We start from the raw sequence: 25,611 nt of genomic DNA on the forward strand, positions 1-25,611 counted from the left end.
TCTGCTACTCGCCGCACCGACGCTTTGCGAGACGGGACTTTCACCCGTTGGAGTGGCGCAGCTGGCCAAGGTACACCCTCCCCCATCGGGGATCAATTGTTCCTTCGCTTCACGACGCACCATGGCCGCCAGTTTAGATGTTCCATAATGATCCAGATAGTGCTATTTTTTCCGTCAAGTCGTTCAATTTTGGAACAGCCTGTGAGTCGTCCCCTGAATTCCATATCGCTGCAACACTTCGTCGCCGTTTGCGAGGAAGGCAGCATCAGCCGCGCCGCCAGCCGGGAGGCGATGGTGGCCTCCGCCTTGAGCAAGCGCATCGCCGCGCTGGAGCAGGAGGTGGGCGTGCCGCTGCTGGTGCGCAGCCGCCGCGGCGTTCAGCCGACGCCCGCGGGGGAGGCACTGCTGGCGCGCTCGCGCGAGATTCTGGCGGCACTGGACCAGGCCCGGGCCGAGATCAATGCCTTTGGCCAAGGGGTTCAGGGCAGCGTGCGGGTACTCGCCAGCCCGTCGGTTCTGTCCGAACACCTGCCCGACGACATCGGCCGATTTCTGAAGCAGAACCCGGCCCTGCGCGTCAGCCTGGACGAGCGTCTGAGCCCACACATCGTGCGCTGCCTGCACGAAGGAGCGGCCGACCTGGGCGTTCTTTGGGATCGAGCCGACCTGGCCGGTCTGCATGCCGTGCCCTACCGCAGCGACCATCTTTCGGTCGCCATGGCACCCGACCACCCGTTGGCCGGCAAGCCCTCGCTGCGCTACGCCGACACGCTGGACCAGATCTCGATCGGGGTTGCCAGCGGCGGCTTGATGGACCAGTTGCTGCGGCGCCAGGCGGCACTGCTGGGCAGCCTGCCGCTGCACCGGGTCCAGGTCTCCAACATGGACGCCGCCTGCCGCATCGCCGCCGCTGGACTGGGGCTGGCGGTATTGCCCCATGAGGCGGCGGTGTCGCATGCCAGCGCCGCCTGTCTGGCCCTGGTACCGCTGTCGGACCCCTGGGCGGTACGCCGCTTTGTCATCGCCAGCCGGCCCGAGCCGCTGCGCTCGGCCAGCGCACGCCTGTTGTCGAAGTACCTGCAGACAGTGGCTTTGACGGCAAAGCCGGGTGAGCCGGCGCCGCCTGAAACTGTCGGCAAGGGTTAGCGGCTGTCGAGATAGTTGACGGCGTACTGGAGTTCCACATCAACCCCCGCCGCCAAGGCCAGCACGTTCTCCAGCGTCTTGGGCACGCGCGGGTTGGGCGCCACGCCGCCGACCCCGTTGCGGCTGTCGAGCTGAATCACGCCGTGCTGATCGACCGAGCGACCGAAGGGATAGCCGATCGCGTAGCCGCCCGGCAGCACGATCTTGCCGCCCACCATGCCAAACGAAGCATTGGTGCCGTGAAAACCGATCACCTTGGCATTGGCCAGCCGCGCCAGGCAGGCCGGTGGCCCCTCGCCGGAGCTGGTGGTACCGGGATTCACCAGCACCACCAGCGGCCCGCCGTAGTGAGGCGTCTGCGGCTCGATGGAGAGTTGGTCGACGATCGGTTCCGGTCCGCGTTCCGCCAGTGTCAGGCGCAGAAAACGGCCGTCCCGTTTGTCGTAGTACTCCTGCTCCTCGTAAAAAGACGGTACCGTGTAAAAGAAGCCGCACAGGTCGGCGGCGAGTTGATCGGAGCCGCCGTAGTTGCCGCGCAAATCGATGATGACACCCGGCACAGCGGCCGCGACGAACGCGGTGATGGCCTGGCGGAACTGCTCGTAGACCCGGATCGGATAGCCGGGGCTGGCCGGGTCGTACTCCATCGTCACCAGCACGTAACCGTAGCCCTGCGGCAAGGTCCGGTAATCGACCCGGCTCGAGAACGCCGGTCGCGCGGCGAAGTTCAGCAGCAAAAAGCTGCGCCCGGCGTCTTCCACCGCCGTCACGCTGGCAGTTTCAGCAAGCGCTGACCCGGGGTTCCTGAACTGGACCTGGACGGTGGCGCCGATGGCGCTGCGGGTCAGCAGTCGAGCCTGCTCCAGCCGGTAGTGTTCGCGCGTGGCCTGGGGGTTCTCATTGCCGTAGGCTCCGGTCAAGCATTTATAGGGAATGGCACCCACAGCGATGCTTTCGATGGCGTTGCGCGCCGGCTGAGCGCCCCAGTTGATGATCTCGGCGCCTGCCACGATCCCGGCCAGGTCGGCCGGACCGCCCGGGATCACGGCGGCGGCGATCACCCGCCCATCATCGAGTTCCGCCACGGCCATGCCAAAACCGCCCCCTGCCAGCGCTTTTGCCAGGGCCAGCGGCACGGCCGGGTTGTCCGCCGACAGGCTCAGATGGCCGTCCGGGATGGCGCACAGGTACTCATGCAGGGCAAGGTAGTAAGCCCTGTCGTCGGTAGCGCTCTGGGCGCGCCAGATGCGCGCCTGGTAGCGATCGAAGAGGCCCGACCAATCGACCCCTTTCCAGTCGCCGAAAGCGTACTCGCGTGAAAACTTTTCGTGCGCCGCCTGGAACGCATCGCTCCAGGTCAGGGCACTGTAGTCGGCCAAGTCGGGGTAGCTGAAACCGAGCCTGGGATCCGGTACCGCGCCCGCTCCACCACCCCCGACACAGCCGCCCAACAGATTGGGCGCCAGCACCCCGATGCTGACCAAGCTGGTCAGGCGCAGGGCATCTCGGCGGGATACGGCACAGGTCGAGAGGTTGATCACGGATTTCATCCTGGTTTGCTCCTGTCCAATGCGGCGAAGAAACCGATGCGCGATCCGGGTCCTTACAACGCGCGGTGCACCGCAGGAAGAGATGGGGTCAAGAATAGTTGTCGAAAAATAGGCCTTCTTGACAACTATCACCAGAAGGCTGTGTGGGCGGATGACCGATCAAGATGCCATGGATCGGACCAGGGCACGCAAATCCGCCTCAAACTGCGGGCGGCCTGCGGGCGGTGGACATTGGGCGGCCGACTCCGCCTTGGCGTCCTGCGCTCTGAGTGAGAGGCAAGGCAGTGCGTAGCGAGCGTGCGGCATGGGGTATCTTCTGTAATTGGAACCGCCACGTCCAACCGAATAGATCACGGTGCGTTCCTGCTCCTGCAAATAGCGTAAGCCGGTCGCCACGCCGTCAAGGACAATACTGTCGTCAGTGTTGAAATTGATGCTCATATGCGCTCCACATTCCAAGTTCCGGTTGATCCCCGCATGACTGCAGTTTCGACCGCTCAGGGGGTGTTGTGAATGGCAGTGAAGCACCTTTTTCGCAGGTTATTTGGTACCAGGATTTTCATGCCCTCCCGTAGTACAAAGCTACCAATCGGCGCCGCGGACAGCAGCGCTGTCCCTGGCGCTGGACCCAGACCAGGAGCTTGTCCGCCAACAATGGGGAACGCGTTCTAAGGCGCGACCAAGGGCAAGGTCAACGTGAACTGGGCGCCGCCCTGCGGCAGGTTGTCCACCGTCAGATGGCCGCCGTGCTGTTCCACGATGCCATAGCTGATCGAGAGGCCCAGCCCGGTACCCTTGCCGACGCTCTTGGTGGTGAAGAAGGGATCGAAGATGCGCGACAAATGCGCTGGCGCTATGCCGGGGCCGTTGTCGGCAAAATGCAACTGCACGGTCCCCGCAGTCTGCTGCAAGATGATGCGCAATTGGGGCGTTTTATCGCCCTCCGTGTTGGCCGCGTCGTAGGCGTTTTGCACCAGGTTCATCATCACTTGCAGCAACTGGCCGGCATTGCCCGTGACGTAGCAATCGGCGCCGCGCGTCCAGTGCACCTGAAAGCGCGGTGCCGTGCCCTTTTTGACCCACAGGATGGCACGCTCCACCACGCCGTTGATCTCGACCGGCGTGACTTCTTCATGCCCCACGGTTGAAAACCGCTTCAGTCCGCTGACGATGTCGGTGGTGCGCTGAGCCCCTTCCAGCGTGCCCTCCAGCAGCGAGGGCAAGTCCTTGAGCAGGTGGTCGATGCGCAATTCAGCGCGCAACGCCTGCACCTCGTTGGGCAGTTCCAGTCGATGGACCGCTTCCAGGTAACGGCTCAAGCGCGTGCCGTAGCGTTGCAGCACATGCACATTGCCCAGCACGAAACTGATCGGGTTGTTCAGTTCGTGCGCCACACCGGCCACCAGGCGCCCCAGGGACGCCATTTTTTCCGAGTGCAGCAACTGCTGCTGCGCCAGCTTCAAGGCCTCGTGCGCTTCACGCAACTGGTGGTAGGCGCGCTTGAGTTCACCCAGCGGCCGACCGACCAGCACGCGACCGACCTGCCGGCCGGCGCTGTTGTGCCGCGGCGTGCAGTTGAAGTCGACCGCCACCACTTGGCCCATGGCATCACGCAGGTTGATTTCGACCACCACGCCGGAGCGCGAGTCGGAGTGATACAAGGCCAGTTGCCAGCGTTGCACGCTCTGTTCGTCGGCCAGCAAATCGAGCACCGGCGAGCCTAGCAGCGCCTGCTCGCTGCGCCCCACCAGCTCGCACAGGGCGGCATTGGTTTCTTCGATCAAACCGTCCTGGTTGCAGGCGATCAGGACATCGCTCATGGCCGACAACAGGCTGAAAATGAACTGCTGCGACTGCTCCAGTTGCGCGTTCTTTTCTTCCAGCTCCACCTCGTCGCTGACCAGCTTGGAATAGACCTCGTCCATCTTCTGGATCACGTCCAGCCAGGTCGCCTCGTCGACGCCTTCGAGTTCACCCAAAGGCAAATGCAGCAGCGGTGACGGCGGTGGAACAGGCATGGCTCAAAACAGTTTATCAAACGCCTATGAAGCGGTCTGTTCAGGCTTATTTCTCGGATGCAGTCGAACGCGCCACACCGTCGAGCAGCTTGATGAAGTTCCGTTTTGGCTTGAACTGAAGCCGCAGCTCAGCCAGGTAGTCGCCAAATTGCAGTTGCTGTTTCTGCTCTTTCATCAACTCCCCCACTTTGCTGATCAGCTTGATCGCCTCCTCGTAAGCTGCGTTATGGGTCTGCTCGACGATGGCCGGCACCACGCGGCGGTAGAGACTCACCGCGTCAACTGGACGCGCGGATTCGAGCTTTCCGGCCAGTGTGATCAGCAGGCTGCGATCACAGATGCCTGTCTGAGCGGCCACCCAGGCAGCATCCAAATCCTGCTCCCAGAGGGCAATTTCCACGCGCAACGAGTAGTTGGGTGCGGAGGGTTTCGGCTTCCGGTGGGTCGTCGCCATTGCCTCACGCGCAATGACGTCGGCAACTCTTGCCAACGCCCTCTCCCGTTGCACCGGCCAGAGACCAAGCTTGCCGGCGACATCGTGCAGCTTCTTGTAGTGCTCGATACCCGGCTGCTCCTCGAACTGGATCCAGGTGAGTTGCAGCGCCTCGTCATTGCGCTTGCGCTTGAGGTAAGCCGCTACCAGGAAATCCCGCAGACGGTTGTCGGGGCGTTCCGGGAAAGCCTTCAGACCGCGCTCCGCCCACGCCAGCGCCTGGTCCGGCTGCTTGGCCTTGGTCCAGATTTCAGCGATGCCAAGATAACGATAGCCGGATGAAAGATCCCGCGACTTGATCGCTACCAATTCCTCGATGTCGTCGCTGGCCTCGGCCAGTTGCTCCATGACGCGTGTGATGCGAGAGCGGTGGACATCGTAGCTGTCCTTTGCAGTCGGCGGCTTTAACTTGCGCCACTCGGCCTCCGCCAGTTCTCGATACCGGCACAGGCCCACCTTGCCCAAGGGGATTTTGTACGTCGCTGCATCGAAGCTGCACAAGCCGAAAGGCAGCGTCGTTTCGAGACGGAACAGGCGCTCCGCCAAGTCTGCAGCTTCGGGTCGAGCCATGGCGCAGGCCTTCAGATGCAGTTCGCCCAGACGATAGACAATGTCACCGATCTCGCCATCCGAGTCGTCAATTTGCTCCAGAGAATTCTCGACTCGCTCGATGGCGTATTCGGCCAGTTCGACCAACATGGCTGCGGTGTCGGGCTTGAGCAATTCCGCCAGCGAATCCACCACCTGATCGACCTTGGCAGCGAAGGTGCCCACCTCGCGCCAGTCGACAAAGCCGCGAATGCGCGTTGCACCATCGATGGCTCGCTTAAAGGCCTTGGCGACGTTGCCGCCAGCGCCGCTGGTGGGCTCGGCTTTGAGCAACAGGGACTGGTAAAGACGGTCGTCGCGCTGGGCCACGTCGAGCAGGAGATCGATCAAGGCTTGCGTGTCCAGATACTCATGGATATCACGCCACGGATCGCGCCGCTTATTGCTGCCGGATACCATGCCTGACTTCAACCCATGTTCCACGATAAGTCTCTCCTCTTTCGTTCCCGGATTGGCAGCGGCATGGCAACGACTACTTGGTAGGTACCACGACCGCCGGCGTGACTCCCAAACGTTTGCCGCGACGCGCGAATCGACGGTCATCGAAGCTCAAGAATTCCGTGCAATGGCTACTGGCCAGCAGGTGCAGCGCATCGGCGAAGTCCAGTCCCTCAGTGTGCCAGGCCAGGGCATCGTCGATGCGCGACCATTCCTCAACGCTGACGTTGGGCAGCCCCAGCAAATGTTTGACGACCCGCACGAAATCCTCGGTCGCAAAGCCATAGAAGGCGCGCAACACCCATTCGAGTTCAAGAATCACGGTCAGGGGTACGAATACCTTGGGGGATTCGGTCAGGAGACGAAGGGCAATCGGGCGTTGTCTGGCGGCCTCGGGGTCGGCCGGGTCGGCCACATAGAAACGCGCCAGGATGTTGGTATCAAGTGCGATCATCTTTGGCTTCCCGCATGGCGAGGGCGACATCGAAATCGGCAAGCCGGCGCTTGCCGGGCCGCTTGCAAACCAGCATGCCGAAGCCATCTTCGGCACTGGTTTGAACAACCTGGCGCTTCACCTCGGCGTGGATGACATGACCGTCCAGGTGGAAATCGAGTTGACAACCTGGAGTGATGCCCAGACGGCGACGGATTTCCACTGGAATAACGACTTGGCCTTTATCGGAAACAGTGACGGTTAGCATGGCAGTACGATCCTCTTACATGGTAAGAATATTTTAGCATGCGTCAATGCACCGTGCAGACCATGCACGGATCGAAGGAACGGACGATGTGCTGCACGGCAACACTCTGGCCGCGGCCGTCCGAACTGTCGATGGTGGCGCCCACCAGGGCCGCCTCCAGCGCCCCCGGTGTGCCGGCGGCGTCGCGCGGCGAAAAGTTCCAACTGGTGGGGGCCACGATCTGGTAGTGCGCGATGCGGCCGTTCTCGATCTTCAGCCAATGCCCCAGGGCGCCGCGGGCCGCCTCCGACAGGCCAACGCCCTGCCCCTGCGCCGGCAGCGCCTGCACCTGGTGATACGGCTCATGCGCTTGCAGCGCCAGCAACCACTGTTCCATCAGCGGCAGGATACGGGCCATTTCCAGCAGACGCGCCAAAACCCGCGTGTACACGCTGCCGCCATGCGCCAGCGCCAGCGCACGGATCAGGGCCTGGCCATCCACCAGTTGCCGCGCAATGGCCCCGGTCTCGACCACCTGGCCGGCCAGCCGGGGTGCCTTGTTCCAGCTGTAGGCGCCCGGTTTGTCGATGTCGGGTTGGGTCAGGCCTTGCATCGGGTGCAAGGGCTGGCCCGCTTCACCCTCGGCCAGCCAGCTGTGCCGCGTGTCTTCACTGATCCGGCTGGCATCGAGCGCCAGCCGCTGCTGCAACTGGGCGTCCCAGACACCGCGGCCCAGCGCGTGAGAGCCGTCGACCTGGGCGTAAGCGCCGTAACTGAGGTAGCGCCCCGGTCCCGGCCCCAGGGCGGCCAGCTCCAGGTCAGCGGCAATGTCGAGGAACAGCGCCAGATCGCTGCCCTGGACGCGCGCCTGCCAGTGCGATAGATCAGCCAGACTGGCCAGCGCCGCCACTTCTTCCAGGGGCGCGCCGTACAAGGTTTGCTCCAGGAAAGCACGCATCTCGCGCAGGCGCGACAGCAGGCGCACGCGCTCGGTCGACTCAATGGCGCGCGAGGTGCCGCCCGGCAACAGGGCGCCGGAGTGCGGCCATTTGCCGCCCAGTGCGCCCATCAACTCCAGCCAGCGCGCGCGCGCCGCCAGCGCCGCGCGGTTGTGCAAGCCGCCACCGGCGCCCCCCACCAGCGCCGCGAAGCGCCGCTGCGTCTCGCCAAACCAGCGCCTAGGGGCATACACCTCGCGGGTGAAATCGGGCATGAAGAAGACGTAGAAATGCGTCAGGTGATCGGCCAGGTTTTCGCAGGCCAGCATCAGGTTGGTGGCATACAAGCCATTGGGCGGCATCACCACGCCCGAAGCATCGGCCAGGGCCTTGGCGGCAGCGACCGACTGCGAGACCGAGCAGATGCCGCAGATGCGCGGCGCGATGGTCAAGGCGTCGATCGGATCGCGCCCGACCAGCATGACTTCGAAGCCACGGTACATGGGCGCCTTGACACGCGCTTCAAGCACCCGGCCATCGGCCACCTCCAGCTCGACTTCGAGGTCGCCCTCGACGCGATTGAAGGGTCCCAGTATCAAACGGCTCATTTTCAGTTTTGCGCCTAGCGCAACCCGGTCTTGCGCGACACCGGCGGCAGTGCCAGATGGTCGCTGTGGGAATTTTTCTTGACGCGCTTGGGGGTGGCACTCTTGGACAGCGAGGCCAGCGCCACAAACCAGGCCTTGGGCATGTCGATCGGCAAGCCGATCGGGATACCGGCCAGCTTGGGCGTCAGATGAAACGGATGACCGGGACTTTGAAACCCCGGCTCGGTGCAACTGATGCAGGCGTAGCCGGCGCGCGTGCAGGAGCCGTAACCGTTCCACAAGCGGCTGTTGCAGTCGGCGTGCGCCTGCGTGCCCTTGCAGCCCATGTTCTCCATGGTGCAGCCCAGGTCCGAGGGTTTGGCGGCGCTGGCCTTGTACTCGTAATACTCGTTGCGCGTGCAACCGTGGTGCACCAGTTGATCGGCATAAAAACGCGGGCGCCCCAGCGGGTCCAGATCGGCGGCCGTCAACAAACCGGCGGCCAGCGCCATTAATGTGTCGGTGACCCAGCCGGGGTGCGTCGGACAGCCGGCAATGTTGATCACCGGCAAGCCGCCGCGAGCGCGAAAACCAGCCCCCAGCAAACCCCCTTGGCGCTCGTCCTCGTACTGCAGGCCGCAGGCGTCGGTCGGGTTGCTGCCGCTGGCCGTGATGCCGCCCCAGGCGGCGCAACTGCCCACCGCCAGCACATGCGTGGCGACGGCTGACAATCGGCGCACCCAGGCTATCATCGCAACACCGGTGCCGGCCAGCACATGGAAGCGCCCGCTGCCCTGCGGGCCGCGCAGCAGAGCACCTTCGATGCACAGCGCATCCAGCCGCACGCGGCCGGCCAGGCAGTCCTCCAGCAGGTCCAGCAAATCCTGCCCGCCTTGCAGCGACAAGGCGGGATGCCACAGCAGCTCTATGCCATTGCCGCGCAGCAAGGCCGGGAAGTTGACCGTGTCGGCGCACAGCAGCGACATGCTGCAGCCGCCACAGCCGCCGGACTGCAACCACAGCACATTAAGCGTCATGTAGTCCCCAGTTTCATGATTCGTTGGCCTCCCCGCTGGCAGCAGTCTATACCGTGCAGACCACGCACGGGTCGAAGGCGGCAGCCAGGGTGCGCGCCGCCGCCGTATCGTCCGGCGACAAAGCCGCCAAGGCATGCGCCAGCGCGCCGTCCGGGTGAAAATTCCACTCGGTCGGCGCCAGCACCCGGTAGTCCCGCACCCTGCCGTCGGCGTCAAGCTGCACCCAGTGCAGCAGCAGGCCACGGGCCATCTCGCACCAGCCCAGCGCCTGACCCTTGCCCAGACTCAGAGAACCCGTTGCCAGCAGCGGCGCACTGCCCTGGCTGGGTGTGCTGGGGTCGGCGGCGGCGAGTTCCACCAGTTCCAGCCAGCGCGCGCTCAGACGGGTCCAGGCGCTGGGCTGCGTCTGTGCCTGCCCGTGCCGCTGCCGCAGGCGTGACCAGGCGCCGGTTTCGGCACATTGGCCCAGCCAGGTCGGGCGCTGCACAAAGTCGGGCTCCTCCACCAGCGATCGCGCCAACTGACGCAAGCGGGCGCTCTGTAGCGCCGGGTCTTCATCCAGCAGGTCCAGGCAGCGCATCTGCGGTGCCAGCGCCTGTGCAATCGGCTGCCAGGCGGCCAGACAGTAGGCCGGCGCCAGCTGCGGCGCCTGCGCCCGGCACCATGCGGCGAAGGCATCCGGATCACGACAGGCGGCCAGCCAGGCAAGCACGGATTGACCCAGGACGTGCTGCTCCAACCAGGCACGCAAAGCAGCCAGCAACTGCCACGCCACCGCAGCATCCGTGACCGGGCTGGCGGTTCCCAGCGGCAGCGGACAGCCACTCAGCCAACCCAGGTTGCGGGCGTCGGCGTGCGCCTGCGGCAGCCGTTGCGGCCAGTCCAGCGCCATGCTGCGCAAGTGGTCGCGCGCGGTCTCCAGCCACAACAGCACCGGCGCTTCATTGAGCGGGACTGGTGACCCGACCTGCGCAGCGGCCAGCGCCAGGTTGGCGGTGCGGCGATGCGCGTGGGCACACAGGGTGAACACACTGCTCAGGCTGCGGCTGACTTCGCTGCCCCGTTGACCGCGCAGCAGACGTCCCAGACGCCCGGCCCCCAGCACCGGACGCTGGCCGACAATGCTGCGCGTCGTGCCGGGGTGCAACTGGTACTGCCCGCTGAGCGCTTCCCACGACGTCAGTTCAGTGCTCACAGTGCCGCCTTCACGGCCTCAACCCGTGCCTTGTGAATCAGCTCACCGATCAACTTGCCATTGACACCTTTTGCCATCGCGTCGGCAGCCACTGTGTCGGTAGCCACCGATTGCGCCGCCGTCAGTGCCGCCAACAGGCGGGCACGCTGCGGGTACGGCTCATCCTGCAAGCCGAGTCGGCCTCGTGCGTCGCATTCGCAGGCCAGCAAAATGGCGGCAAAGCGGGCCGGCTTGCGAATGGCATCGCAGCGCTCCAGCAAGCGCAGCATGGCTGCCGCACCCAGGTCAGCGCTGCGGTGAATGTTGCCGTGCTCGCGCGCCACCACATCGGCCAGTTCGCGACACTCGGTAGGCACGCGCAGACGCTCGCAAACGCCCTTCAGCAGGCGCGCGCTGCGTTCCTCATGACCCAGGTGGCGCGGCAGCAGATCGACCGGCGTGGTGCCCTTGCCAAGGTCATGCAACAGGCAGGCTACGCGCACCGGCAGCGCTGTCTTGAGTTGCGCGCTCAGGTCCAGCACCAGCATCAGGTGCACACCGGTGTCGATCTCGGGGTGGTATTCGGCGCGCTGCGGCACACCCCACAGTCGGTCCACCTCGGGCAGCAGGCGCGCCAGCGCGCCGCAATCGCGCAGCACGGCGAACATGCGCGACGGCGTGTCTTCCATCAGCCCCTTGGCCAGCTCTTGCCAGACGCGCTCGGCCACCAGGTGATCGACTTCGTCCTCCAGCACCATCTCACGCATCAGCGCCATGGTCTCGGGCGCCACCGTGAAGTCGGCAAAGCGTGCCGCCAGCCGTGCCACGCGCAGCACGCGCACCGGGTCTTCCCGAAAAGCCGGCGTCACATGGCGAAACACCCGTGCCGCCAGATCGCGCTGCCCGCCATAGGGGTCGATCAGCGTCAATTCGCTGATGTCAAAGCTGCCGTCAGACCGGAGGGAATCGGCAGCGGCAGCGATCGCATTGACGGTCAGATCGCGGCGCGACAGATCCTGCTCCAGCGTCACATCGACGCTGGCGTTGAAGGCAAAGCCGTGGTAGCCACGCGCCGTCTTGCGCTCGGTGCGGGCCAGCGCGTACTCGTCCTTGGTGCGCGGATGCAGAAAGACCGGGAAGTCACGCCCCACCGGCAGGTAGCCCTGCGCCACCATCGCCTCGGGCGTGCTGCCCACCACGACCCAGTCGCGGTCCTTCACCGTCAGCCCCAACAAGGCATCACGCAACGCTCCGCCAACCAGGTATGTTTGCATGCTTGGCAGTTTACCCAAATGGGTCATGCGGCGGCATCGAGACTTGGCCGCCCCTCAATCCAGCGTCTGCCGGTAGCGCTTGAGGGCGATGACGCCGGCGACGAACAGAAAGGCCAGCATGGGCCACAGTTCCGGCAGCACTTGCGCCGCCGTGTTGCCCTTGAGCAGGATGCCGCGCACGATGCGCAGAAAATGGGTCAGCGGCAGCACCTCGCCGATCCACTGCGCCCACACCGGCATGGCCCGGAACGGGAACATGAAGCCCGACAGCAGCATCGACGGCAGGAAGAAAAAGAAGGTCATCTGCACCGCCTGCAACTGATTGCGCGCGACCGTGGAAAAGGTGAAACCGACCGCCAGATTGGCGACGATGAAAACACCTATCATGGCCATCAGCAGCGCAAAGCTGCCGACCATGGGCACCTCGAACAGCAGGAAAGCGGCCGCCATGACAACCCCCAACTGAAGATAGCCGATCACCACATTGGGCAGGATCTTGCCGACCATCACTTCGCTGGGGCGCACCGGTGTCGCCAGCAGGTTTTCCATGGTGCCGCGTTCGCGCTCGCGCGTCATGCCCAGCCCCGTCAGCATCACCATGGTCATGGTCAGTATGGTGCCTATCAGGCCCGGCACGATGTTGTAGCGCGACAGTCCCTCCGGGTTGTAGCGTTTGTGAATCCGCAGCTCGAACGGCGCCGGCGTGCCCTGCAAGGCGCGCAGCGGCCCGGTCAGATCGTGGCGCAGCGCCTGGCTTGCCACCAGATTGAGCGCCGCCAGCGCGTTGCCGGATGCGGAAGGGTCAGTGGCATCGACCGAGACCAGAATCGCCGGCATCTCGCCGCGCACCACATCGCGTGAAAAGTTGGCCGGTATGACGACCAGAAACTGGGCCTGCCCGTTGGCGATCAGCGCTTCGCCCTGGCTCTCGCTGATGCCGCTGTGGCTGACGCGAAAATAGCCGGTGTTTTGCAGGGCAGCGACAAAGCTGCGCGCCATGGCGCTGTTGTCGCTGCTGACCACGGCCGTCGGCAGGCCTTTCGGGTCGGTGTTGATGGCGTAGCCGAACAACACCAGCTGCAGGATCGGAATCCCCACCGCCATGGCGAAGGTCAGGCGGTCGCGCATCATCTGCTGGAATTCCTTGATGAAAACCGCCAGCATGCGGTGCCATGAAAATCGTGTCATGCGTCCACCCCAAGCCGGTCGCCGGCAGCCGAGAAATTGTCCTGGGCGCGCGCAATCAGACTGATGAAAACGTCCTCCAGATTGGCTTCGGTCGGCGTCACGCGCAAGCCTGGCTGCTGCCGCACATTCTTCAGCGCTTGCTCCACCAGCTCGCCGTCTTGTCCGGCCACGTGCACCGCGTTGCCGAAGGCCGCCACGCTCAGGACGCCGGGCGCTGCCTTGAGCGGCTCCAGCAAGGCCTGCACGCCCTGGCCTTCGATGGACCAGACTTTCAAGTTCGAGCTTTCAATGATTTCGCGCTCCGAGCCGCGCGCCAGAATGTTGCCGTAAGCGATGTAGACCAGGTCGTGGCAGCGCTCGGCTTCGTCCATGTAATGCGTGGACACCAGCACAGTGATGCCCTGCGCCGCCAGCTGGTGAATCTGGTCCCAGAAGTCGCGCCGCGCCTTCGGATCGACGCCGGCGGTGGGCTCGTCCAGCAACAGCAATCGGGGCTCATGGATCAGACAGGCGGCCAGCGCCAGGCGCTGCTTCCAGCCACCCGACAGAGTGCCCGCCAGTTGCTGCTGGCGCGCGGTGAGCCCGAGCCGCTCCAGCGCCAGATCGACCGCCGCACGGCGCTGCGCAAGACCAAACAGGCGCGCCACAAAGTCGAGGTTCTGCCGAATCGAGAGATCGTCGTAGAGACCGAACTTCTGCGTCATGTACCCGACCTGGCGCTTGATCGCACGTGCCTCCTGGATGATGTCCAGGCCCAGGCATTGGCCGCTGCCGGCATCGGGTGTCAACAGGCCGCACAGCATGCGGATGGTGGTGGTTTTTCCGCTGCCGTTGGGGCCTAGAAAACCGCAAATCCGTCCGGCGCCCACTTGCAGATCTATGTGATCGACGACGGCGCGACCGCCGTAATTCTTGGTCAGTCCGCTGACGTCAATCGCCAGTGGGCTCATGGCGCGCGCCCGGTGGCCGCTGGCCGCACGTCCAGCGGCTGCCCGGGATGCAACAGCGTGCCTTGCGGGGAATCCGGGCTGGCTTCCACCAGGTACACCAGTTTGGCGCGCTGGGCGTTGGAATAGATGACCGGCGGCGTGTATTCGACCTGGGTCGCGATGCGGGTCACGTGGGCCGCGATGGGGGCCGGGCAGCCGTCACAGCTCAGCAGCACGGCCTGGCCCGGTGTGACCTGGGCCAGTTGGGCCTCGGGCACAAAGAAGCGCGCCTTCACGTTTTGCGGCGGCAGCAAGGCCAGCACCGCTTGACCGGCAGGAACGAATTCGCCGGCGCGAAAAAACACCTCCGACACCAGAGCATCCAGCGGCGCCGTCTGTTGCTTTTGTCCTTCACGCCATTTGCTTTGGCGCAAGGCTTCGCTCGCCGCCGTCGCCGTCGCCTGCGTCGCCACACGTTCGTCCTCGCGGGCCGGCAGACGGGCCACGCGCAGGGCGGCCGTGAGTTCGGCCACGCGGGCCTGCGCCTGCGCGACGGCCGTGCTGGCATCGTCCAGCCGCGACTTCGAAATGAAACCTTGGGTTACCAACTGTTGCTGCCGCGCCAATTCGCTTTGCATGAAGACAGCGCTGGCCTGCGCTTGCGCCAGTTGCGCCTGGGTCACGGCAATTTCATCGCTGCGCCGTCCCTTGTCCAGGTTGGTGGCTTGCGCGCGGGCGCTGACCAGGCGGGCTGCCGCCTCGTCGCTGGCGCCGCGCTCGGCTTCGGCGTCCAGCGCAAACAAGACGGCATTTTTGACCACTGTTTGCCCCGCTTGCACAGCCATGGCTTCGAGCCGGCCGGCCAGCGGTGCGGCGATGTAAACGTAATCGCCTTCGGCGTAGCCGGACCAGCCCGGCGTGGGCCGTTCCGAGCAGGCCACCAGCCCCAGCAGAACAGGGCATAACAGCAGACAGCGCGATAGGGATATTCGATCATGCATGATGAAGCTTCTTTCTTTTACCGGCCAGCGCGGCCAGGGCGCGGTCAACCCGTTCGGCAATGCCTTTGTCGCTGAGCACGTCCGAATAGACTTGCGTTGAGAATTGGGGCGGTGCCATGCCCATGCGAACGGCACTGGGTGCCAGCAACATCGGCGCCACCACCGCGCCCATCAAAAAAGTGAAGCGCTGCATCGGCGCCATGGGCGCAACGGCGCCGTCCCGCTCCGCCTCGGCCAGCAATGCCATCAACAACTCAAGATGGCGCGCGCCGTTCTGCCGCAAAAACTCAAGCGCCACCAGCTCGCCGCCAGCGGCATCGGTCCAGACGCGCGCAATCCACTGACCATGCTCGCGCATCAGGCGTCCCAACAAGCACAAGGCCTGGCGCAAGCGCTCCAAGGCGACGCCGGATTGCGCAACCTGAAAGTGCAACTGGGAAAACATTTCGTCGTACATCTGTTGCAGCAGGGTACGCAAAAAGATTTCCTTGCTCTTGAAGTGGTAATGAAACATGCCGACGTTGACCTGCGCATGCTGGGCCAGCAGCCGCAACGAAAGCCCGGCACAGCCATGCCGCGGGAATAGCTCGCGGCCGCTTTGCAGCAGAATTTGATCGATATTGCGGGATGGACGGGGCATGATGAAGCACGTTCCAAACATTACTAGCCAATTGACTAATAATCGAATTGTGCGCGTCGCGCAGCCTTCGGTCAAGCGCCTTGTTTCTTCATGCCGATAAGGCGGCGTATTGACAATAGATACACATTGACTTAAGATTGCCGCATCTGTTGTCTATGCCACCCAAGGAAACTTTCATGCGTGATGCCGCCATCAACCTGCGCGCTCTTCCCGATCAACGCGCGCTCATTGACCACGCTGCTCAATTGCTTGGCAAGAACCGCTCGGACTTCATGCTGGAGGCCGCCTGCGACAAAGCACGCTCGGTGATGCTGGATCAGGTGTTCTTCGGCCTGGACGCCGACCGGTTTCGTCAGTTCACGAAATTGCTGGACGCGCCACCGAAGCCCAATCCGGGCCTTGATCGCCTGATGGCCGTCAAGGCGCCCTGGACCAATGCCAAGGCATGAACCTGCAACTGTCGGCACCAACGCCACTGGCCAGCGCCCACCAGGTGAATGAATTCGAGTGCGGTGAGCCGGTCCTTGACGAGTGGCTCAAACGGCGGGCCATGGCCAACCAATTGAGTGGCGCCACTCGGACGTTTGTCGTGGCGGATCAAGACCAGCGTGTCTACGGCTATTACGCCCTGGCTGCCGGCGCCGTAGCGCACAAGCTGGCAAGCAGCGCGGTACGTCGCAATATGCCCGACCCGATCCCTGTCATGGTGTTGGCCCGTCTAGCCGTCGACACCCGCGCACAAGGCATCAAGCTGGGGGCCGCCATGCTGCGCGATGCGGTCAACCGGGCCGTTGCCGTGTCGGAAAACGCCGGCGTCAGGGCCTTGCTGGTGCACGCTCTGCATGACCGGGCCAGACTGTTCTATGAACATTACGGGTTTCAGGTGTCGCCGACGCATCCGCTGACGCTGATGTTGCGACTGAACATCGCAAGACCCGGCTAGTTCTCTTTCTGAAGCCCATGCCTGCTTCTTCAACAAAATACAAAACCTTGTCTGTCTTCCCACATGAACCACCCCGCTAGCTCCTGGCTTAAAACGGCCGTCGCCCTGATCGAGGCCGACTACCAGCGCAGTGCCGATACCCACTTGATTGCCCTACCCCTGCCCGGCTTTGCCAGGCTGGGCATAGACCTGTATTTGAAGGACGAGTCGACCCACCCGACCGGCAGCCTGAAACACCGGCTGGCGCGTTCGCTGTTCCTGTATGGACTGTGCAACGGCTGGATAGTCCAGGGCTCCACCGTGGTCGAAGCATCCAGCGGCTCCACCGCTGTGAGCGAAGCCTATTTTGCGCGGCTGCTGGGCTTGCCTTTCATTGCGGTGATGCCGCGCAACACCTCGCCGGAAAAAATTGCGCAGATCGAGTTCTATGGCGGACGCTGCCATTTGGTCGACAGCGCCTTGCAGGTCTACGACGAAGCACTGGCCCTGGCGCGGCAAACGAACGGCCACTACATGGACCAGTTCACCTATGCCGAGCGCGCCACCGACTGGCGCGGCAACAACAACATTGCGCAAAGCATGTTCAGCCAGATGGCGCGCGAGCGGCACCCGATTCCGCGCTGGATCGTGGTCGGTGCCGGCACCGGCGGCACCAGCGCCACCATAGGCCGCTACGTGCGCTACCAGCGCCACGACACCCGGCTCTGCGTGCCCGATCCGCAAGGCTCCGTGTTCGGCGAATACCACCGCAGCGGCGACGCCAGCCTGACCGGCCCGGGCTCCAACATCGAGGGCATAGGCCGCCCACGGGTGGAGGCCAGTTTCATCCGCACCCTGGTGGACCGCATGCTGGAAGTGAGCGACCTGGATTCGGTGGCCGCCATGCGCCTGCTGTCCGAGTTGCTGGGACGCAAGGTCGGACCGTCCACCGGCACCAACTTCATCGGCATGCTGAACCTGGCCTGCGAGATGCGCGAGCGAGGCCAGCAGGGCTCCATCCTGTCGCTGCTGTGCGATGCCGGTGAGCGCTATCTGCCCAGCTACCACGATGCCGCCTGGGTGCAAGCCAGGTTCGGCGACTGCGGCCCGGCGCTGGCGCGCCTGAAGCTTCAGTTGGCCTGAGCCCACCATGCCTGCAAGCCGGTCCGGCATCTCGCGACGACAGTTGCTGGCGGCGGGTCTGGCGACTGCCATGTCGCCCTTGCCGGCAACAGCGCTAGTGCCGTACCAGCTGCAATTTCCGCGTGACCTGGGCAGCCACGCCGACTTCGCCATCGAGTGGTGGTATATCACCGGCCGCCTGCTTTCGGGGCGGCGGGAATTCGGTTTTCAGTTGACTTTCTTCCGCTCCCGGGTGCCGACGACGCAGAACATGACATCGGCTTTTGCCGCCAAGCAATTGATCTTTGCCCATGCCGCCGTGACCGACGTGGCTGGCAAAAAATTGTGGCACGACCAGCGCATTGCGCGTCAAGGTTTTGAGGTCGCGCAGACCAGTGAAACCGACACCCAGCTCAAGCTGCGCGACTGGTCACTGCGACACACCGCCACGCAATATCAGGCCCGGGCTGCCAGCAGCGATTTTGAAATTGATCTATCGCTGCGCGAAAGCCAGCCCCTGCTGCTGCAAGGCGACAGGGGCCTGTCGCGCAAGGGGCCGCAGGAACAGCAGGCCAGCTATTACTACAGCCTGCCGCAACTGCAGGCCAGCGGCACCCTGGGCTTGGGAAAGCAGCGCCTGCCGGTGCAGGGCACTGCCTGGCTGGACCACGAGTGGAGCCAGTCGCTGCTCGGACAACAGGCGGTGGGTTGGGACTGGATCGGCATGAACCTGCTGGACGGCAGCACCCTCACCGCCTTTCGCCTGCGCGACCAGTCTGGCAACGCGCTATGGGACGGCGGCTCTTTTCGCCGCCCCGGCATGGGCGCGGCGCCGCACGTGTTCAGCCACGGAGAAGTCATCTTCAAGCCGCTGCGCAGTTGGACCAGCCCGCTGACGCGAGCCAGCTACCCGGTCGAGTGGCTGGTCCAAACGCCCACCGGCTTCTACACCGTGAAGGCGGTCATCGACAACCAGGAACTCGACAGCCGCGCCTCCACCGGCGCGGTCTACTGGGAGGGCTTGAGCGAGTTGTTCGACAGCCAGGGAAGACTGCTGGGACGCGGCTATCTGGAGATGACCGGTTACGCCCAAGCGCTGCGCTTGTAACTGTGTCCGATCAATGCGCCCCGGCGCCGGCATCGACCGGGTCTCCAACGGCAGGAACACGCTTGGGTCGCGACAGCCACACGACGGGAATCAGCAGCAGAAAAATCAGCGCCGAGGCAAAGAACACGTCGTTGGCGCCCAGCATATAAGACTGCTGATCCACCAAGCGGTTCACCTGCGCCAGTGCCTGCTCGGGCGTGAAACCCGCGCTGCCCATGCCCGTGAGCACCTGGGTCGCGGCAAAGTTGCCCGAGTTGATGGATTCCGCCAGTTGTGCATGGTGCATGGCGGCGCGGTCCTGCCAGACCGTGGTGGCAATGGAGGTGCCGAACGAGCCGGCCACAATCCGCACAAAACTGGACAGGCCGGAGGCGGCCGGTATCTTGTCGGGCGCGATGCCCGACAGCAGGATGACCGACAGGGGAATGAAGAAGCACGACATGGCGATACCCTGGATCAGCGTGGGTATCAGGATGGTGCCGAAGTCGGCCTGGGTGTTGAAATGCGAACGCATGATGAGCACCAGTGCAAACACCAGAAAGGCAAAACTGGCCAGGTAGCGCGGGTCCACCTTGTAGATGTTTTTACCCACGATGGGCGACAGGATGATGGCGAACAGGCCCACCGGCGCCAGCAACATGCCGGCGTCGATCGAGGGGTAGCCCATGAACTGCTGCAGCCACAAGGGCAGCAGCACCACGTTGCCGAAGAACAGGCCGTAGCCCATGGCGATGGCCACCGTGCCGGACCAAAAGTTGCGCTGCTTGAACAGCCGCAAGTCCACCACCGGATGTTCCTCGGTCAGTTCCCAGGCCAGGAAAAAAGCGCCGCCAACCAGGGCCACCAGACCCAGCCCCACCACCTCGGGTGAATGAAACCAGTCCAGCTCCTTGCCCTTGTCCAGCATGATCTGCAGCGCGCCCACCCATAGCACCAGCAGGCCCAGACCGACACCGTCGATCGGCAGTTTATGGGTCACGCTTTCGCGCTTGTGGTAAATGCTCCAGACCATGAAGGCCGACAGCAGACCGACCGGGATGTTGATGTAAAAAATCCAGGACCAGTTGATGTTGTCGGTGATCCAGCCGCCCAGCAACGGCCCCAGCACCGGCGCCACCAGTGTCGTAATGGCCCACAGACCCATCGCCAGACCGGCCAGCGCCGGCGGGTAACTCGATAGCAACAAACCCTGCGACAGCGGAATCATGGGACCGGCGACAAAACCCTGCAAGGCGCGGAACACGATCAGCATCGTCATGTTGGGCGCCAGGCCGCACATCCAGGAGGCCAGCACGAACATCAGGACGCTGGTGATGAACAAACGTACCTGGCCGAAGCGCTGCGACAGCCAGCCGGTCAGCGGCAGCGCGATGGCGTTGGCGACGCCGAAGCTGGTGATGACCCAGGTGCCCTGGTTGGTGCTGACGCCCAGGTCACCGGCGATGGCCGGCAGCGAGACGTTGGCAATCGACGAGTCGAGCACGTTCATGAAAGTGGCCAGCGACAGTGCAATGGTGCCCCACAAACGGGCCGAGCCTTGCAGTGGCGCCATCGGGGCCGATTGAGCTAGGGTCGCCATAAGGTGCCAGTTTCAGGGGCGGCCCATATTGGCCGCAATGATTTTTCGCACTTCCTCGGCCGCACCGCTGTCTTGCGACTCAAAGACCGAGGTTTGCACCAGGGCGGCGGGGCGCGGCGCATCGGCCAGCATCTTGCCGTCCTGCTGGCTGACATCCACCGTGGCCAGCATCGACAAGCCGACGCGCAACGGGTTTTGCGCCACCTGGGCGGCGTCCAGCGCCACCCGCACCGGCACGCGCTGCACCACCTTGATCCAGTTGCCGGTGGCGTTTTGCGCCGGCAACAGGGCAAAGGCGGCACCGGTGCCCATGCCCAGACCGCTGACCGTCCCTTTGTATTCGACCTGTCTGCCGTACAGATCGGCCGTCAGATTGACGCTCTGGCCGATGCGGATGTTGCGCAACTGCACTTCCTTGAAATTGGCGTCCACCCACAGTTGATTCAGCGGAATGATGGCCATCAAAGGCGTACCGGCCGCCACGCGCTGGCCGAGTTGCACGCTGCGCCGCGCCACATAACCGTCGACCGGTGCCGGCAAGGCGGCACGCTGGGTCGCCAGCCAGGCTTCGCGCAGCTTGGCGGCTGCCGCCTGCACACTGGGGTGCTTGTCGATGGCGGTGCCATCGGTCATGGCCTGGTTGCTGCGCAACTGTTCTTTCGCCGCCGTGACGCCCGCCAGCGCCGCGGTCAGGGCAGATTTGCCATTCGCCAGTTGGGTTTGCGCGTGGTTGAGTTCTTCCTTCGAGACCGCGCCGTTCTGGATCAGCGACTGGCGCCGATTCAAGTCATCGGTAGCGCGCGCAATTTCACTCTGCGCCTTCGCCACATCGGCCTCGCGCAAGGCTATTTGAGCCGTCAGCGTGCTATTGTTGGCATACAGGGTGCGCACCTGGCGCACCACTTGCGCCAGACCGGCCCTGGCCTGCTCCAACGCCACGCTGGCGTCGGCCGGATCGAGCTTGACCAGCGGCTGACCGGCTTTCACGTAATCGGTGTCGTCTGCCAGGATCGCCATCACGGTGCCGCCGATCTGCGGCGTGATCTGAATCACGTTGCCCTGCACGTAGGCGTTGTCGGTCGACTCGTAGTGGCTGGCCACCAGCCATTCGTAGGCGGCCCAGCCCAGGCCGGCCAGGACCACCACGCCGGTCAGCGTGAGCAAGGCCTTTTTGCGGGCCGGGTTGGCAGCGGCGCGCGGCGCCGGGATAGAGGTTTGAGATGAGGTCATGACAATAGGGGCGAATAGAGGGAGAACAATTTATTTCCGGGCCGTGGCAGGGGGCAGATCGGCGCGGTAGCCGCCACCCAGAGCGCGCATCAGGGCAACCTGGCTGTCGAGGGCCCGGGCCGCCAGATCGACACCTTGGCGGCGCTGATTGAGCACCGCCGTTTCGGCGTTCAGGAGGCTGAGCCGATTGACCAGCCCGGCCTCAAAGCGCTGCAAGGCGATCTGATAGGCGTTTTCGGCGGAGGCTTGCGCCGCGCGCTGCTCGGTCTGCTGACGGCCAATCGACTGCACCGAGGCGAGTTGATCGGCGACCTCGCGCACGGCCTCGATCACGGCGGCGTTGTAGCTCTCGATAGCGGCGTCCAGATCGGCGGCCTTGCCGCGCAGGTTGGCGCGCAAGCGGCCACCGTCGAACAGCGGCAGCCGCACGGCCGGCCCGACACCCCACTGTTCGCTGCCGGCGCCCAGCAAGCGATCCAGCCCAATGCTGGAGAAACCGGCAAAGGCCACCAGGTTGACGTTGGGGTAGAACTGGGCGCGGGCGCTGCTGACATCCCGGGTCGCGGCCTCGACCCGCCAGCGTGCCGCGGCGATGTCGGCGCGACGCCCCAGCAGATCCGACGGCAGGGTAGCCGCGACGGCTGCATTTTTGATCGCCGCCATGGGCGGTAGCTCGATCGCCAGCGCCGCCTGCGGCTGACCCAGCAAAGCGCCCAGTGCATGACGCCCCAGCGTCAACTGCTCCTGCAGGCCCTCGATCTGCAGGCGCGCATCGGGCAGGGTTCCTTCGCTTTGCCGCAGTTCAAGGCGGGTATCCAGACCGGCGTTGACGCGGTCCCGCACCAGAGTCAGTGTTTGCGTGCGTTGCGCCAGCAGGCGTTGCGCCACAACCAGTTGCTCGTTCAAACGTACCAATTGGAAGTAGCTGCGGGCCACGTTGCTGGCCAGCAAGGTCCGGGCGGCGGCGGCGTCGGCCTCGCTGGCGCGCACGCTGCCCAGCGCGGCATCCAGTGCGGCACGGTTTTTACCAAAAAAATCCAGCTCCCAACTGCCGCTGAGTTGCGCCGTTCCGGTCTCGTAAATGGAACCGGCCAGCGGGGGTGGATAGAGGCCGTTGGCGGTGAACTTCTGCTGCATGGCATCCAGCCCCGCGACTAGTTGCGGAGCGTCGGCCGCGCCGGTCGCGTCGGCACCGGCTTGGGCCCGGAGCAGCCGGGCCTGCACAATTTTGAGCGAAGGGTTGCTGGCCAACGCTTGGTCCATCAAGCGGTTCAGTTGCGCGTCGCCAAACTCGCGCCACCACTGGCCGTCGAGCGCCAGCGTTGCGTCTGGCGCTGTCGGCAGGCCCAGGGAGGAAGCATCGCGCAAGCTGGCGGGAGCCGGGAGATCGGACAGGCCGGCGCAAGCCGACAAGCCCAGGGCCGCGAGCAGCAGCACTGCCGATCGCGCTAATAGGTCAGGCTTCATGGCTGCCTCCGGAAGTGGGTGGGGTTTGGGCTTGGGCGTTGTCCAGGATGCGGCGCAAAAAGCCCTTCAAGGCCTGAAATTCGTCGTCCGAAAAACCGGCCAGATGGGCGTTTTGCACGCGGCACAGCACCTCGGGTATGCCGGCCGCCACCGAACGCCCTTCGTCCGTCAACTCGATATTGACAACACGCCGGTCTTCGACCGATCGCACCCGATGACACAGACCTTTGGCTTCCAGCCGGTCCAGCAGACGCGTCATGGCGCCGGCATCGAGCTGGCACTCGCGCGCCAGTTCGGCCACGGTGGAAGCTTTGCCCATGAACAGCTTGAACAAGGGGATCCATTGGGCATTGGTCAGGTCGACCGGTTCGAGCTGGCGCTCGATTTCCTGCGCCACGGCCGTCAACACGCGCCGCATCAGATAGCCCACGCTGTTTTCCGGCATGTAGCCCTCGGTGCAGTAAAACTGCCTTGCCACGCACACCGCTTCCGCGGGCTTGGCATCGGGGCTGAGGGATTTTTTTGAGGAACGCATAAGGTCGGCGATATTATTTGCTTAGGCATTTATTGTCAAGGCTTTGTTTGGTACGGCAACGTTTTCTGCACTTTTTGGCTACACTGCGAAGCATGTCTACGCCTGCCCCCGCCAAAGCCTCGCCGCGTTCACTGTCGGGCTTGCTTCCGTTCCTGCTGCCCTACCGTGGCCGCATCGCCCTGGCGCTGCTGTTTCTGGTGTTGGCCGCGGTCGCCACGCTGGCTTTTCCGGTGGCCTTGCGCAGCCTGATCGACGCTGGCCTGGTGCAAACCGACAAAGGCGCGCAGGTGATGGCTATGCGCGAGCATTTTGTCGCGCTCTTTGCCGTGGCGGTGGCGCTGGGGCTGTTTTCGGCGGCGCGCTTTTACATGGTGAGCTGGCTCGGCGAACGCGTCACCGCCGATTTGCGCAACGCGGTCTACGGTCACGTGCTGCAACAGAGCCCCGAATTTTTCGAGACCACGCAGACCGGCGAAGTGCTGTCGCGCCTGTCGGCCGACACCACGCTGGTGCAGACCGTGGTGGGCTCGTCGCTCTCCATGGGCTTGCGCAACACCGTGATGGGAATCGGCGCGCTGGGCATGCTGATCTGGACCAACCCCTATGTCATGTTCCAGGTGCTGGGCGTGCTGGTGCTGGTGGTCGTTCCGTCCCTGTGGTTCGGCCGGCGCGTGCGCAAGCTGTCACGGGCCAGCCAGGACCGCATCGCCGATTCCAGCGCCATGGCGGCCGAGGTGCTGAACGCCATTCCCGTGGTGCAAAGCTATACCGCCGAGGGCCGCGAGGCCGCACGCTTCAACGCCTCCACCGACAAGGCCTTCAGGACCGCGGTGCGGCGCACCAAGGCGCGCTCGGTGCTGGTGGCTTTCATCATCATCGCCACCTCCGCCGCGCTGCTGTGGGGCTTGTACCAGGGCACCCAAGCGGTGATGGCCGGGCGCATCAGTGCCGGCGATCTGGGCCAGACGGTGATGTACGTCATCATCCTGGCCAGCGCTTTTGCGATTTTGGGCGAGGTCTACGGCGACCTGCTGCGCGCCGCCGGTGCCACCGAGCGCTTGATGGAGTTGCTGGCGAGCCGCTCGCCGATCGCATCGCCGGCGAATCCGGTGCCAGCCCCGGCGCAGCTCGCCGGCAGCGCGATCCAATTTGAAGGCATCAGTTTCAACTACCCGTCGCGCCCGAATCAGGCGGCGCTGAAGGATTTTTCCTTGACGGTCAAACCGGGCCAGACCGTCGCCATCGTGGGCCCCAGCGGCGCCGGAAAAAGCACCGTGTTCCAGTTGTTGCTGCGCTTTTACGACCCGGCATCGGGCCGCATCGTGCTGGACGGCGTGCCGACCCGCGAACTGTCCCTACATGACTTGCGCCAGCGCATCGGCATCGTGCCGCAGGACGCGGTCATCTTCTCCAGCAGCGCGCTGGAGAACATTCGCTATGGCAAGCCTGCGGCCAGCGACGAAGAAGTCAAGGCCGCCGCGCAAGCGGCTTTTGCGCACCAGTTCATCAGTGCCTTGCCGGAGGGTTACGACACCTTCCTGGGCGAGCGCGGCGTGCGCCTGTCCGGCGGCCAGCGCCAGCGCATTGCCATTGCCCGCGCCATGTTGAAAAATCCACCGCTGCTGCTGCTGGACGAGGCCACCAGCGCACTGGACGCCGAAAGCGAACGCATGGTACAGGCCGCGTTGGAGAGCGCCATGCTGGGCCGCACCACGCTGGTGATTGCGCACCGCCTGGCAACGGTGCAACAGGCCGACCTGATCGTGGTACTGGACCACGGTCAACTGGTGGAACAAGGCACGCACGCCCAGTTGGTGGCGCGCGGCGGCGTTTATGCCGGGCTGGCGGCGCTACAGTTCAACGCCTGAGGGTAACCGTGTCGTGCCTGGCTTGACCCGGCATCCATGCTGTCGGGTGTCATGGATCCCGGATCAGGTCCGGGATGA

Annotated in this window: 24 protein-coding genes; 6 read left to right on the forward strand and 18 right to left on the reverse strand. The window is 64.4% G+C overall.

Annotated elements, in window-relative coordinates:
• Nucleotides 1-201 precede the first annotated feature (201 nt).
• Nucleotides 202-1,146 (forward strand): LysR family transcriptional regulator, encoded by a 945-nt coding sequence (locus PHS32_RS11560; protein ID WP_301079120.1) that lies wholly within the window; start codon nt 202-204, stop codon nt 1,144-1,146.
• Here the strand turns inward: PHS32_RS11560 and PHS32_RS11565 are convergent.
• The 14 genes from PHS32_RS11565 to PHS32_RS11630 form a co-directional block, all read right to left on the reverse strand.
• Entirely contained in the window at nt 1,143-2,696 is a 1,554-nt protein-coding gene (locus PHS32_RS11565; protein WP_301079121.1) for a S41 family peptidase, read from the reverse strand. The genes PHS32_RS11560 and PHS32_RS11565 overlap by 4 nt on opposite strands.
• 159 nt (nt 2,697-2,855) lie before the next feature.
• Entirely contained in the window at nt 2,856-3,137 is a 282-nt protein-coding gene (locus PHS32_RS11570; protein ID WP_301079123.1) for a hypothetical protein, read from the reverse strand.
• A gap of 227 nt (nt 3,138-3,364) precedes the next feature.
• Entirely contained in the window at nt 3,365-4,714 is a 1,350-nt protein-coding gene (locus PHS32_RS11575) for an ATP-binding protein (protein WP_301079124.1), read from the reverse strand.
• Nucleotides 4,715-4,760: 46 nt separating this feature from the next.
• Nucleotides 4,761-6,215 carry a DUF6880 family protein gene (locus PHS32_RS11580; protein ID WP_301079125.1) on the reverse strand — a complete coding sequence of 485 codons (1,455 nt, stop codon included), beginning with the start codon at nt 6,213-6,215 and terminating at the stop codon, nt 4,761-4,763.
• Nucleotides 6,216-6,288: 73 nt separating this feature from the next.
• The gene (locus PHS32_RS11585) at nt 6,289-6,708 is read right to left on the reverse strand and encodes a type II toxin-antitoxin system VapC family toxin (protein WP_301079127.1); all 420 of its coding nucleotides are present in this window, start codon (nt 6,706-6,708) and stop codon (nt 6,289-6,291) included.
• A complete protein-coding gene (locus PHS32_RS11590; RefSeq protein ID WP_301079128.1) occupies nt 6,695-6,955 on the reverse strand; it encodes an AbrB/MazE/SpoVT family DNA-binding domain-containing protein in 261 nt (86 codons plus the stop codon). The genes PHS32_RS11585 and PHS32_RS11590 overlap by 14 nt, the downstream gene beginning before the upstream one ends.
• Nucleotides 6,956-6,998: 43 nt before the next feature.
• A complete protein-coding gene (locus tag PHS32_RS11595) occupies nt 6,999-8,480 on the reverse strand; it encodes a nickel-dependent hydrogenase large subunit (RefSeq protein ID WP_301079129.1) in 1,482 nt (493 codons plus the stop codon).
• A 14-nt stretch (nt 8,481-8,494) separates the two neighbouring features.
• A complete protein-coding gene (locus PHS32_RS11600; RefSeq protein WP_301079130.1) occupies nt 8,495-9,496 on the reverse strand; it encodes a HupU protein in 1,002 nt (333 codons plus the stop codon).
• A gap of 46 nt (nt 9,497-9,542) precedes the next feature.
• The gene (locus PHS32_RS11605; protein ID WP_301079131.1) at nt 9,543-10,691 is read right to left on the reverse strand and encodes a nickel-dependent hydrogenase large subunit; all 1,149 of its coding nucleotides are present in this window, start codon (nt 10,689-10,691) and stop codon (nt 9,543-9,545) included.
• A complete protein-coding gene (locus tag PHS32_RS11610) occupies nt 10,688-11,944 on the reverse strand; it encodes a multifunctional CCA addition/repair protein (RefSeq protein ID WP_301079132.1) in 1,257 nt (418 codons plus the stop codon). The genes PHS32_RS11605 and PHS32_RS11610 overlap by 4 nt, the downstream gene beginning before the upstream one ends.
• A 54-nt stretch (nt 11,945-11,998) precedes the next feature.
• Nucleotides 11,999-13,132, reverse strand: a complete 1,134-nt coding sequence (locus PHS32_RS11615) for an ABC transporter permease (RefSeq protein ID WP_301079133.1) — start codon at nt 13,130-13,132, stop codon at nt 11,999-12,001.
• Nucleotides 13,129-14,082 (reverse strand): ABC transporter ATP-binding protein, encoded by a 954-nt coding sequence (locus PHS32_RS11620; protein ID WP_301079134.1) that lies wholly within the window; start codon nt 14,080-14,082, stop codon nt 13,129-13,131. Before PHS32_RS11620 ends, PHS32_RS11615 begins: the two co-directional genes overlap by 4 nt.
• Complete coding sequence (locus tag PHS32_RS11625) at nt 14,079-15,062, reverse strand: HlyD family efflux transporter periplasmic adaptor subunit (protein ID WP_301079135.1); 984 nt, start codon at nt 15,060-15,062, stop codon at nt 14,079-14,081. The genes PHS32_RS11620 and PHS32_RS11625 overlap by 4 nt, the downstream gene beginning before the upstream one ends.
• Nucleotides 15,055-15,702, reverse strand: coding sequence for a helix-turn-helix domain-containing protein (locus PHS32_RS11630; protein WP_301079136.1), 648 nt, complete (start codon nt 15,700-15,702; stop codon nt 15,055-15,057). The genes PHS32_RS11625 and PHS32_RS11630 overlap by 8 nt, the downstream gene beginning before the upstream one ends.
• A gap of 176 nt (nt 15,703-15,878) precedes the next feature.
• Between PHS32_RS11630 and PHS32_RS11635 the strand changes: the two genes are divergently transcribed.
• The 4 genes from PHS32_RS11635 to PHS32_RS11650 all read left to right on the forward strand — a co-directional run bounded on the left by PHS32_RS11635 (nt 15,879) and on the right by PHS32_RS11650 (nt 18,854).
• Nucleotides 15,879-16,151 (forward strand): DUF1778 domain-containing protein, encoded by a 273-nt coding sequence (locus PHS32_RS11635; RefSeq protein WP_301079137.1) that lies wholly within the window; start codon nt 15,879-15,881, stop codon nt 16,149-16,151.
• Nucleotides 16,148-16,645, forward strand: a complete 498-nt coding sequence (locus PHS32_RS11640) for a GNAT family N-acetyltransferase (RefSeq protein WP_301079138.1) — start codon at nt 16,148-16,150, stop codon at nt 16,643-16,645. Before PHS32_RS11635 ends, PHS32_RS11640 begins: the two co-directional genes overlap by 4 nt.
• A 63-nt stretch (nt 16,646-16,708) precedes the next feature.
• On the forward strand, nt 16,709-17,767 hold the full coding sequence (locus PHS32_RS11645) for a PLP-dependent cysteine synthase family protein (protein ID WP_301079139.1): 1,059 nt from the start codon (nt 16,709-16,711) through the stop codon (nt 17,765-17,767).
• Nucleotides 17,768-17,774: 7 nt separating this feature from the next.
• Nucleotides 17,775-18,854: a carotenoid 1,2-hydratase gene (locus tag PHS32_RS11650; RefSeq protein WP_301079140.1), complete on the forward strand. Its 1,080-nt coding sequence runs from the start codon at nt 17,775-17,777 to the stop codon at nt 18,852-18,854.
• A gap of 10 nt (nt 18,855-18,864) precedes the next feature.
• On the opposite strand, the gene PHS32_RS11655 is transcribed toward PHS32_RS11650, so the two are convergent.
• From PHS32_RS11655 to PHS32_RS11670, 4 genes are read right to left on the reverse strand one after another with little or no spacing between them, the layout of a single operon-like run.
• A complete protein-coding gene (locus tag PHS32_RS11655; RefSeq protein ID WP_301079141.1) occupies nt 18,865-20,433 on the reverse strand; it encodes a DHA2 family efflux MFS transporter permease subunit in 1,569 nt (522 codons plus the stop codon).
• A gap of 12 nt (nt 20,434-20,445) precedes the next feature.
• Entirely contained in the window at nt 20,446-21,663 is a 1,218-nt protein-coding gene (locus PHS32_RS11660) for an HlyD family efflux transporter periplasmic adaptor subunit (RefSeq protein WP_301079142.1), read from the reverse strand.
• 30 nt (nt 21,664-21,693) lie between these two features.
• Nucleotides 21,694-23,130, reverse strand: a complete 1,437-nt coding sequence (locus tag PHS32_RS11665) for an efflux transporter outer membrane subunit (protein ID WP_301079143.1) — start codon at nt 23,128-23,130, stop codon at nt 21,694-21,696.
• Nucleotides 23,120-23,575, reverse strand: coding sequence for a MarR family transcriptional regulator (locus PHS32_RS11670; protein WP_301079185.1), 456 nt, complete (start codon nt 23,573-23,575; stop codon nt 23,120-23,122). The genes PHS32_RS11665 and PHS32_RS11670 overlap by 11 nt, the downstream gene beginning before the upstream one ends.
• 182 nt (nt 23,576-23,757) lie before the next feature.
• On the opposite strand from PHS32_RS11670, the gene PHS32_RS11675 reads away from it, so the two are divergent.
• The gene (locus tag PHS32_RS11675; protein WP_301079144.1) at nt 23,758-25,533 is read left to right on the forward strand and encodes an ABC transporter transmembrane domain-containing protein; all 1,776 of its coding nucleotides are present in this window, start codon (nt 23,758-23,760) and stop codon (nt 25,531-25,533) included.
• Nucleotides 25,534-25,611: the final 78 nt, after the last annotated feature.

Origin of the sequence: Rhodoferax sp., assembly GCF_028714215.1 — a bacterium.
Classification (GTDB): Bacteria; Pseudomonadota; Gammaproteobacteria; order Burkholderiales; family Burkholderiaceae_C; genus Rhodoferax.

Bases quoted from the DNA above. Each gene is read 5' to 3' on its own strand.
- PHS32_RS11565 (WP_301079121.1), bottom strand. From the start codon at position 2,696: ATGAAATCCGTGATCAACCTCTCGACCTGTGCCGTATCCCGCCGAGAT.
- PHS32_RS11570 (WP_301079123.1), bottom strand. From the start codon at position 3,137: ATGAGCATCAATTTCAACACTGACGACAGTATTGTCCTTGACGGCGTG.
- PHS32_RS11575 (WP_301079124.1), bottom strand. From the start codon at position 4,714: ATGCCTGTTCCACCGCCGTCACCGCTGCTGCATTTGCCTTTGGGTGAA.
- PHS32_RS11580 (WP_301079125.1), bottom strand. From the start codon at position 6,215: ATGGTATCCGGCAGCAATAAGCGGCGCGATCCGTGGCGTGATATCCAT.
- PHS32_RS11585 (WP_301079127.1), bottom strand. From the start codon at position 6,708: ATGATCGCACTTGATACCAACATCCTGGCGCGTTTCTATGTGGCCGAC.
- PHS32_RS11590 (WP_301079128.1), bottom strand. From the start codon at position 6,955: ATGCTAACCGTCACTGTTTCCGATAAAGGCCAAGTCGTTATTCCAGTG.
- PHS32_RS11595 (WP_301079129.1), bottom strand. From the start codon at position 8,480: ATGAGCCGTTTGATACTGGGACCCTTCAATCGCGTCGAGGGCGACCTC.
- PHS32_RS11600 (WP_301079130.1), bottom strand. From the start codon at position 9,496: ATGACGCTTAATGTGCTGTGGTTGCAGTCCGGCGGCTGTGGCGGCTGC.
- PHS32_RS11610 (WP_301079132.1), bottom strand. From the start codon at position 11,944: ATGCAAACATACCTGGTTGGCGGAGCGTTGCGTGATGCCTTGTTGGGG.
- PHS32_RS11615 (WP_301079133.1), bottom strand. From the start codon at position 13,132: ATGACACGATTTTCATGGCACCGCATGCTGGCGGTTTTCATCAAGGAA.
- PHS32_RS11620 (WP_301079134.1), bottom strand. From the start codon at position 14,082: ATGAGCCCACTGGCGATTGACGTCAGCGGACTGACCAAGAATTACGGC.
- PHS32_RS11625 (WP_301079135.1), bottom strand. From the start codon at position 15,062: ATGCATGATCGAATATCCCTATCGCGCTGTCTGCTGTTATGCCCTGTT.
- PHS32_RS11630 (WP_301079136.1), bottom strand. From the start codon at position 15,702: ATGCCCCGTCCATCCCGCAATATCGATCAAATTCTGCTGCAAAGCGGC.
- PHS32_RS11635 (WP_301079137.1), top strand. From the start codon at position 15,879: ATGCGTGATGCCGCCATCAACCTGCGCGCTCTTCCCGATCAACGCGCG.
- PHS32_RS11640 (WP_301079138.1), top strand. From the start codon at position 16,148: ATGAACCTGCAACTGTCGGCACCAACGCCACTGGCCAGCGCCCACCAG.
- PHS32_RS11645 (WP_301079139.1), top strand. From the start codon at position 16,709: ATGAACCACCCCGCTAGCTCCTGGCTTAAAACGGCCGTCGCCCTGATC.
- PHS32_RS11650 (WP_301079140.1), top strand. From the start codon at position 17,775: ATGCCTGCAAGCCGGTCCGGCATCTCGCGACGACAGTTGCTGGCGGCG.
- PHS32_RS11655 (WP_301079141.1), bottom strand. From the start codon at position 20,433: ATGGCGACCCTAGCTCAATCGGCCCCGATGGCGCCACTGCAAGGCTCG.
- PHS32_RS11660 (WP_301079142.1), bottom strand. From the start codon at position 21,663: ATGACCTCATCTCAAACCTCTATCCCGGCGCCGCGCGCCGCTGCCAAC.
- PHS32_RS11665 (WP_301079143.1), bottom strand. From the start codon at position 23,130: ATGAAGCCTGACCTATTAGCGCGATCGGCAGTGCTGCTGCTCGCGGCC.
- PHS32_RS11670 (WP_301079185.1), bottom strand. From the start codon at position 23,575: ATGCCGGAAAACAGCGTGGGCTATCTGATGCGGCGCGTGTTGACGGCC.
- PHS32_RS11675 (WP_301079144.1), top strand. From the start codon at position 23,758: ATGTCTACGCCTGCCCCCGCCAAAGCCTCGCCGCGTTCACTGTCGGGC.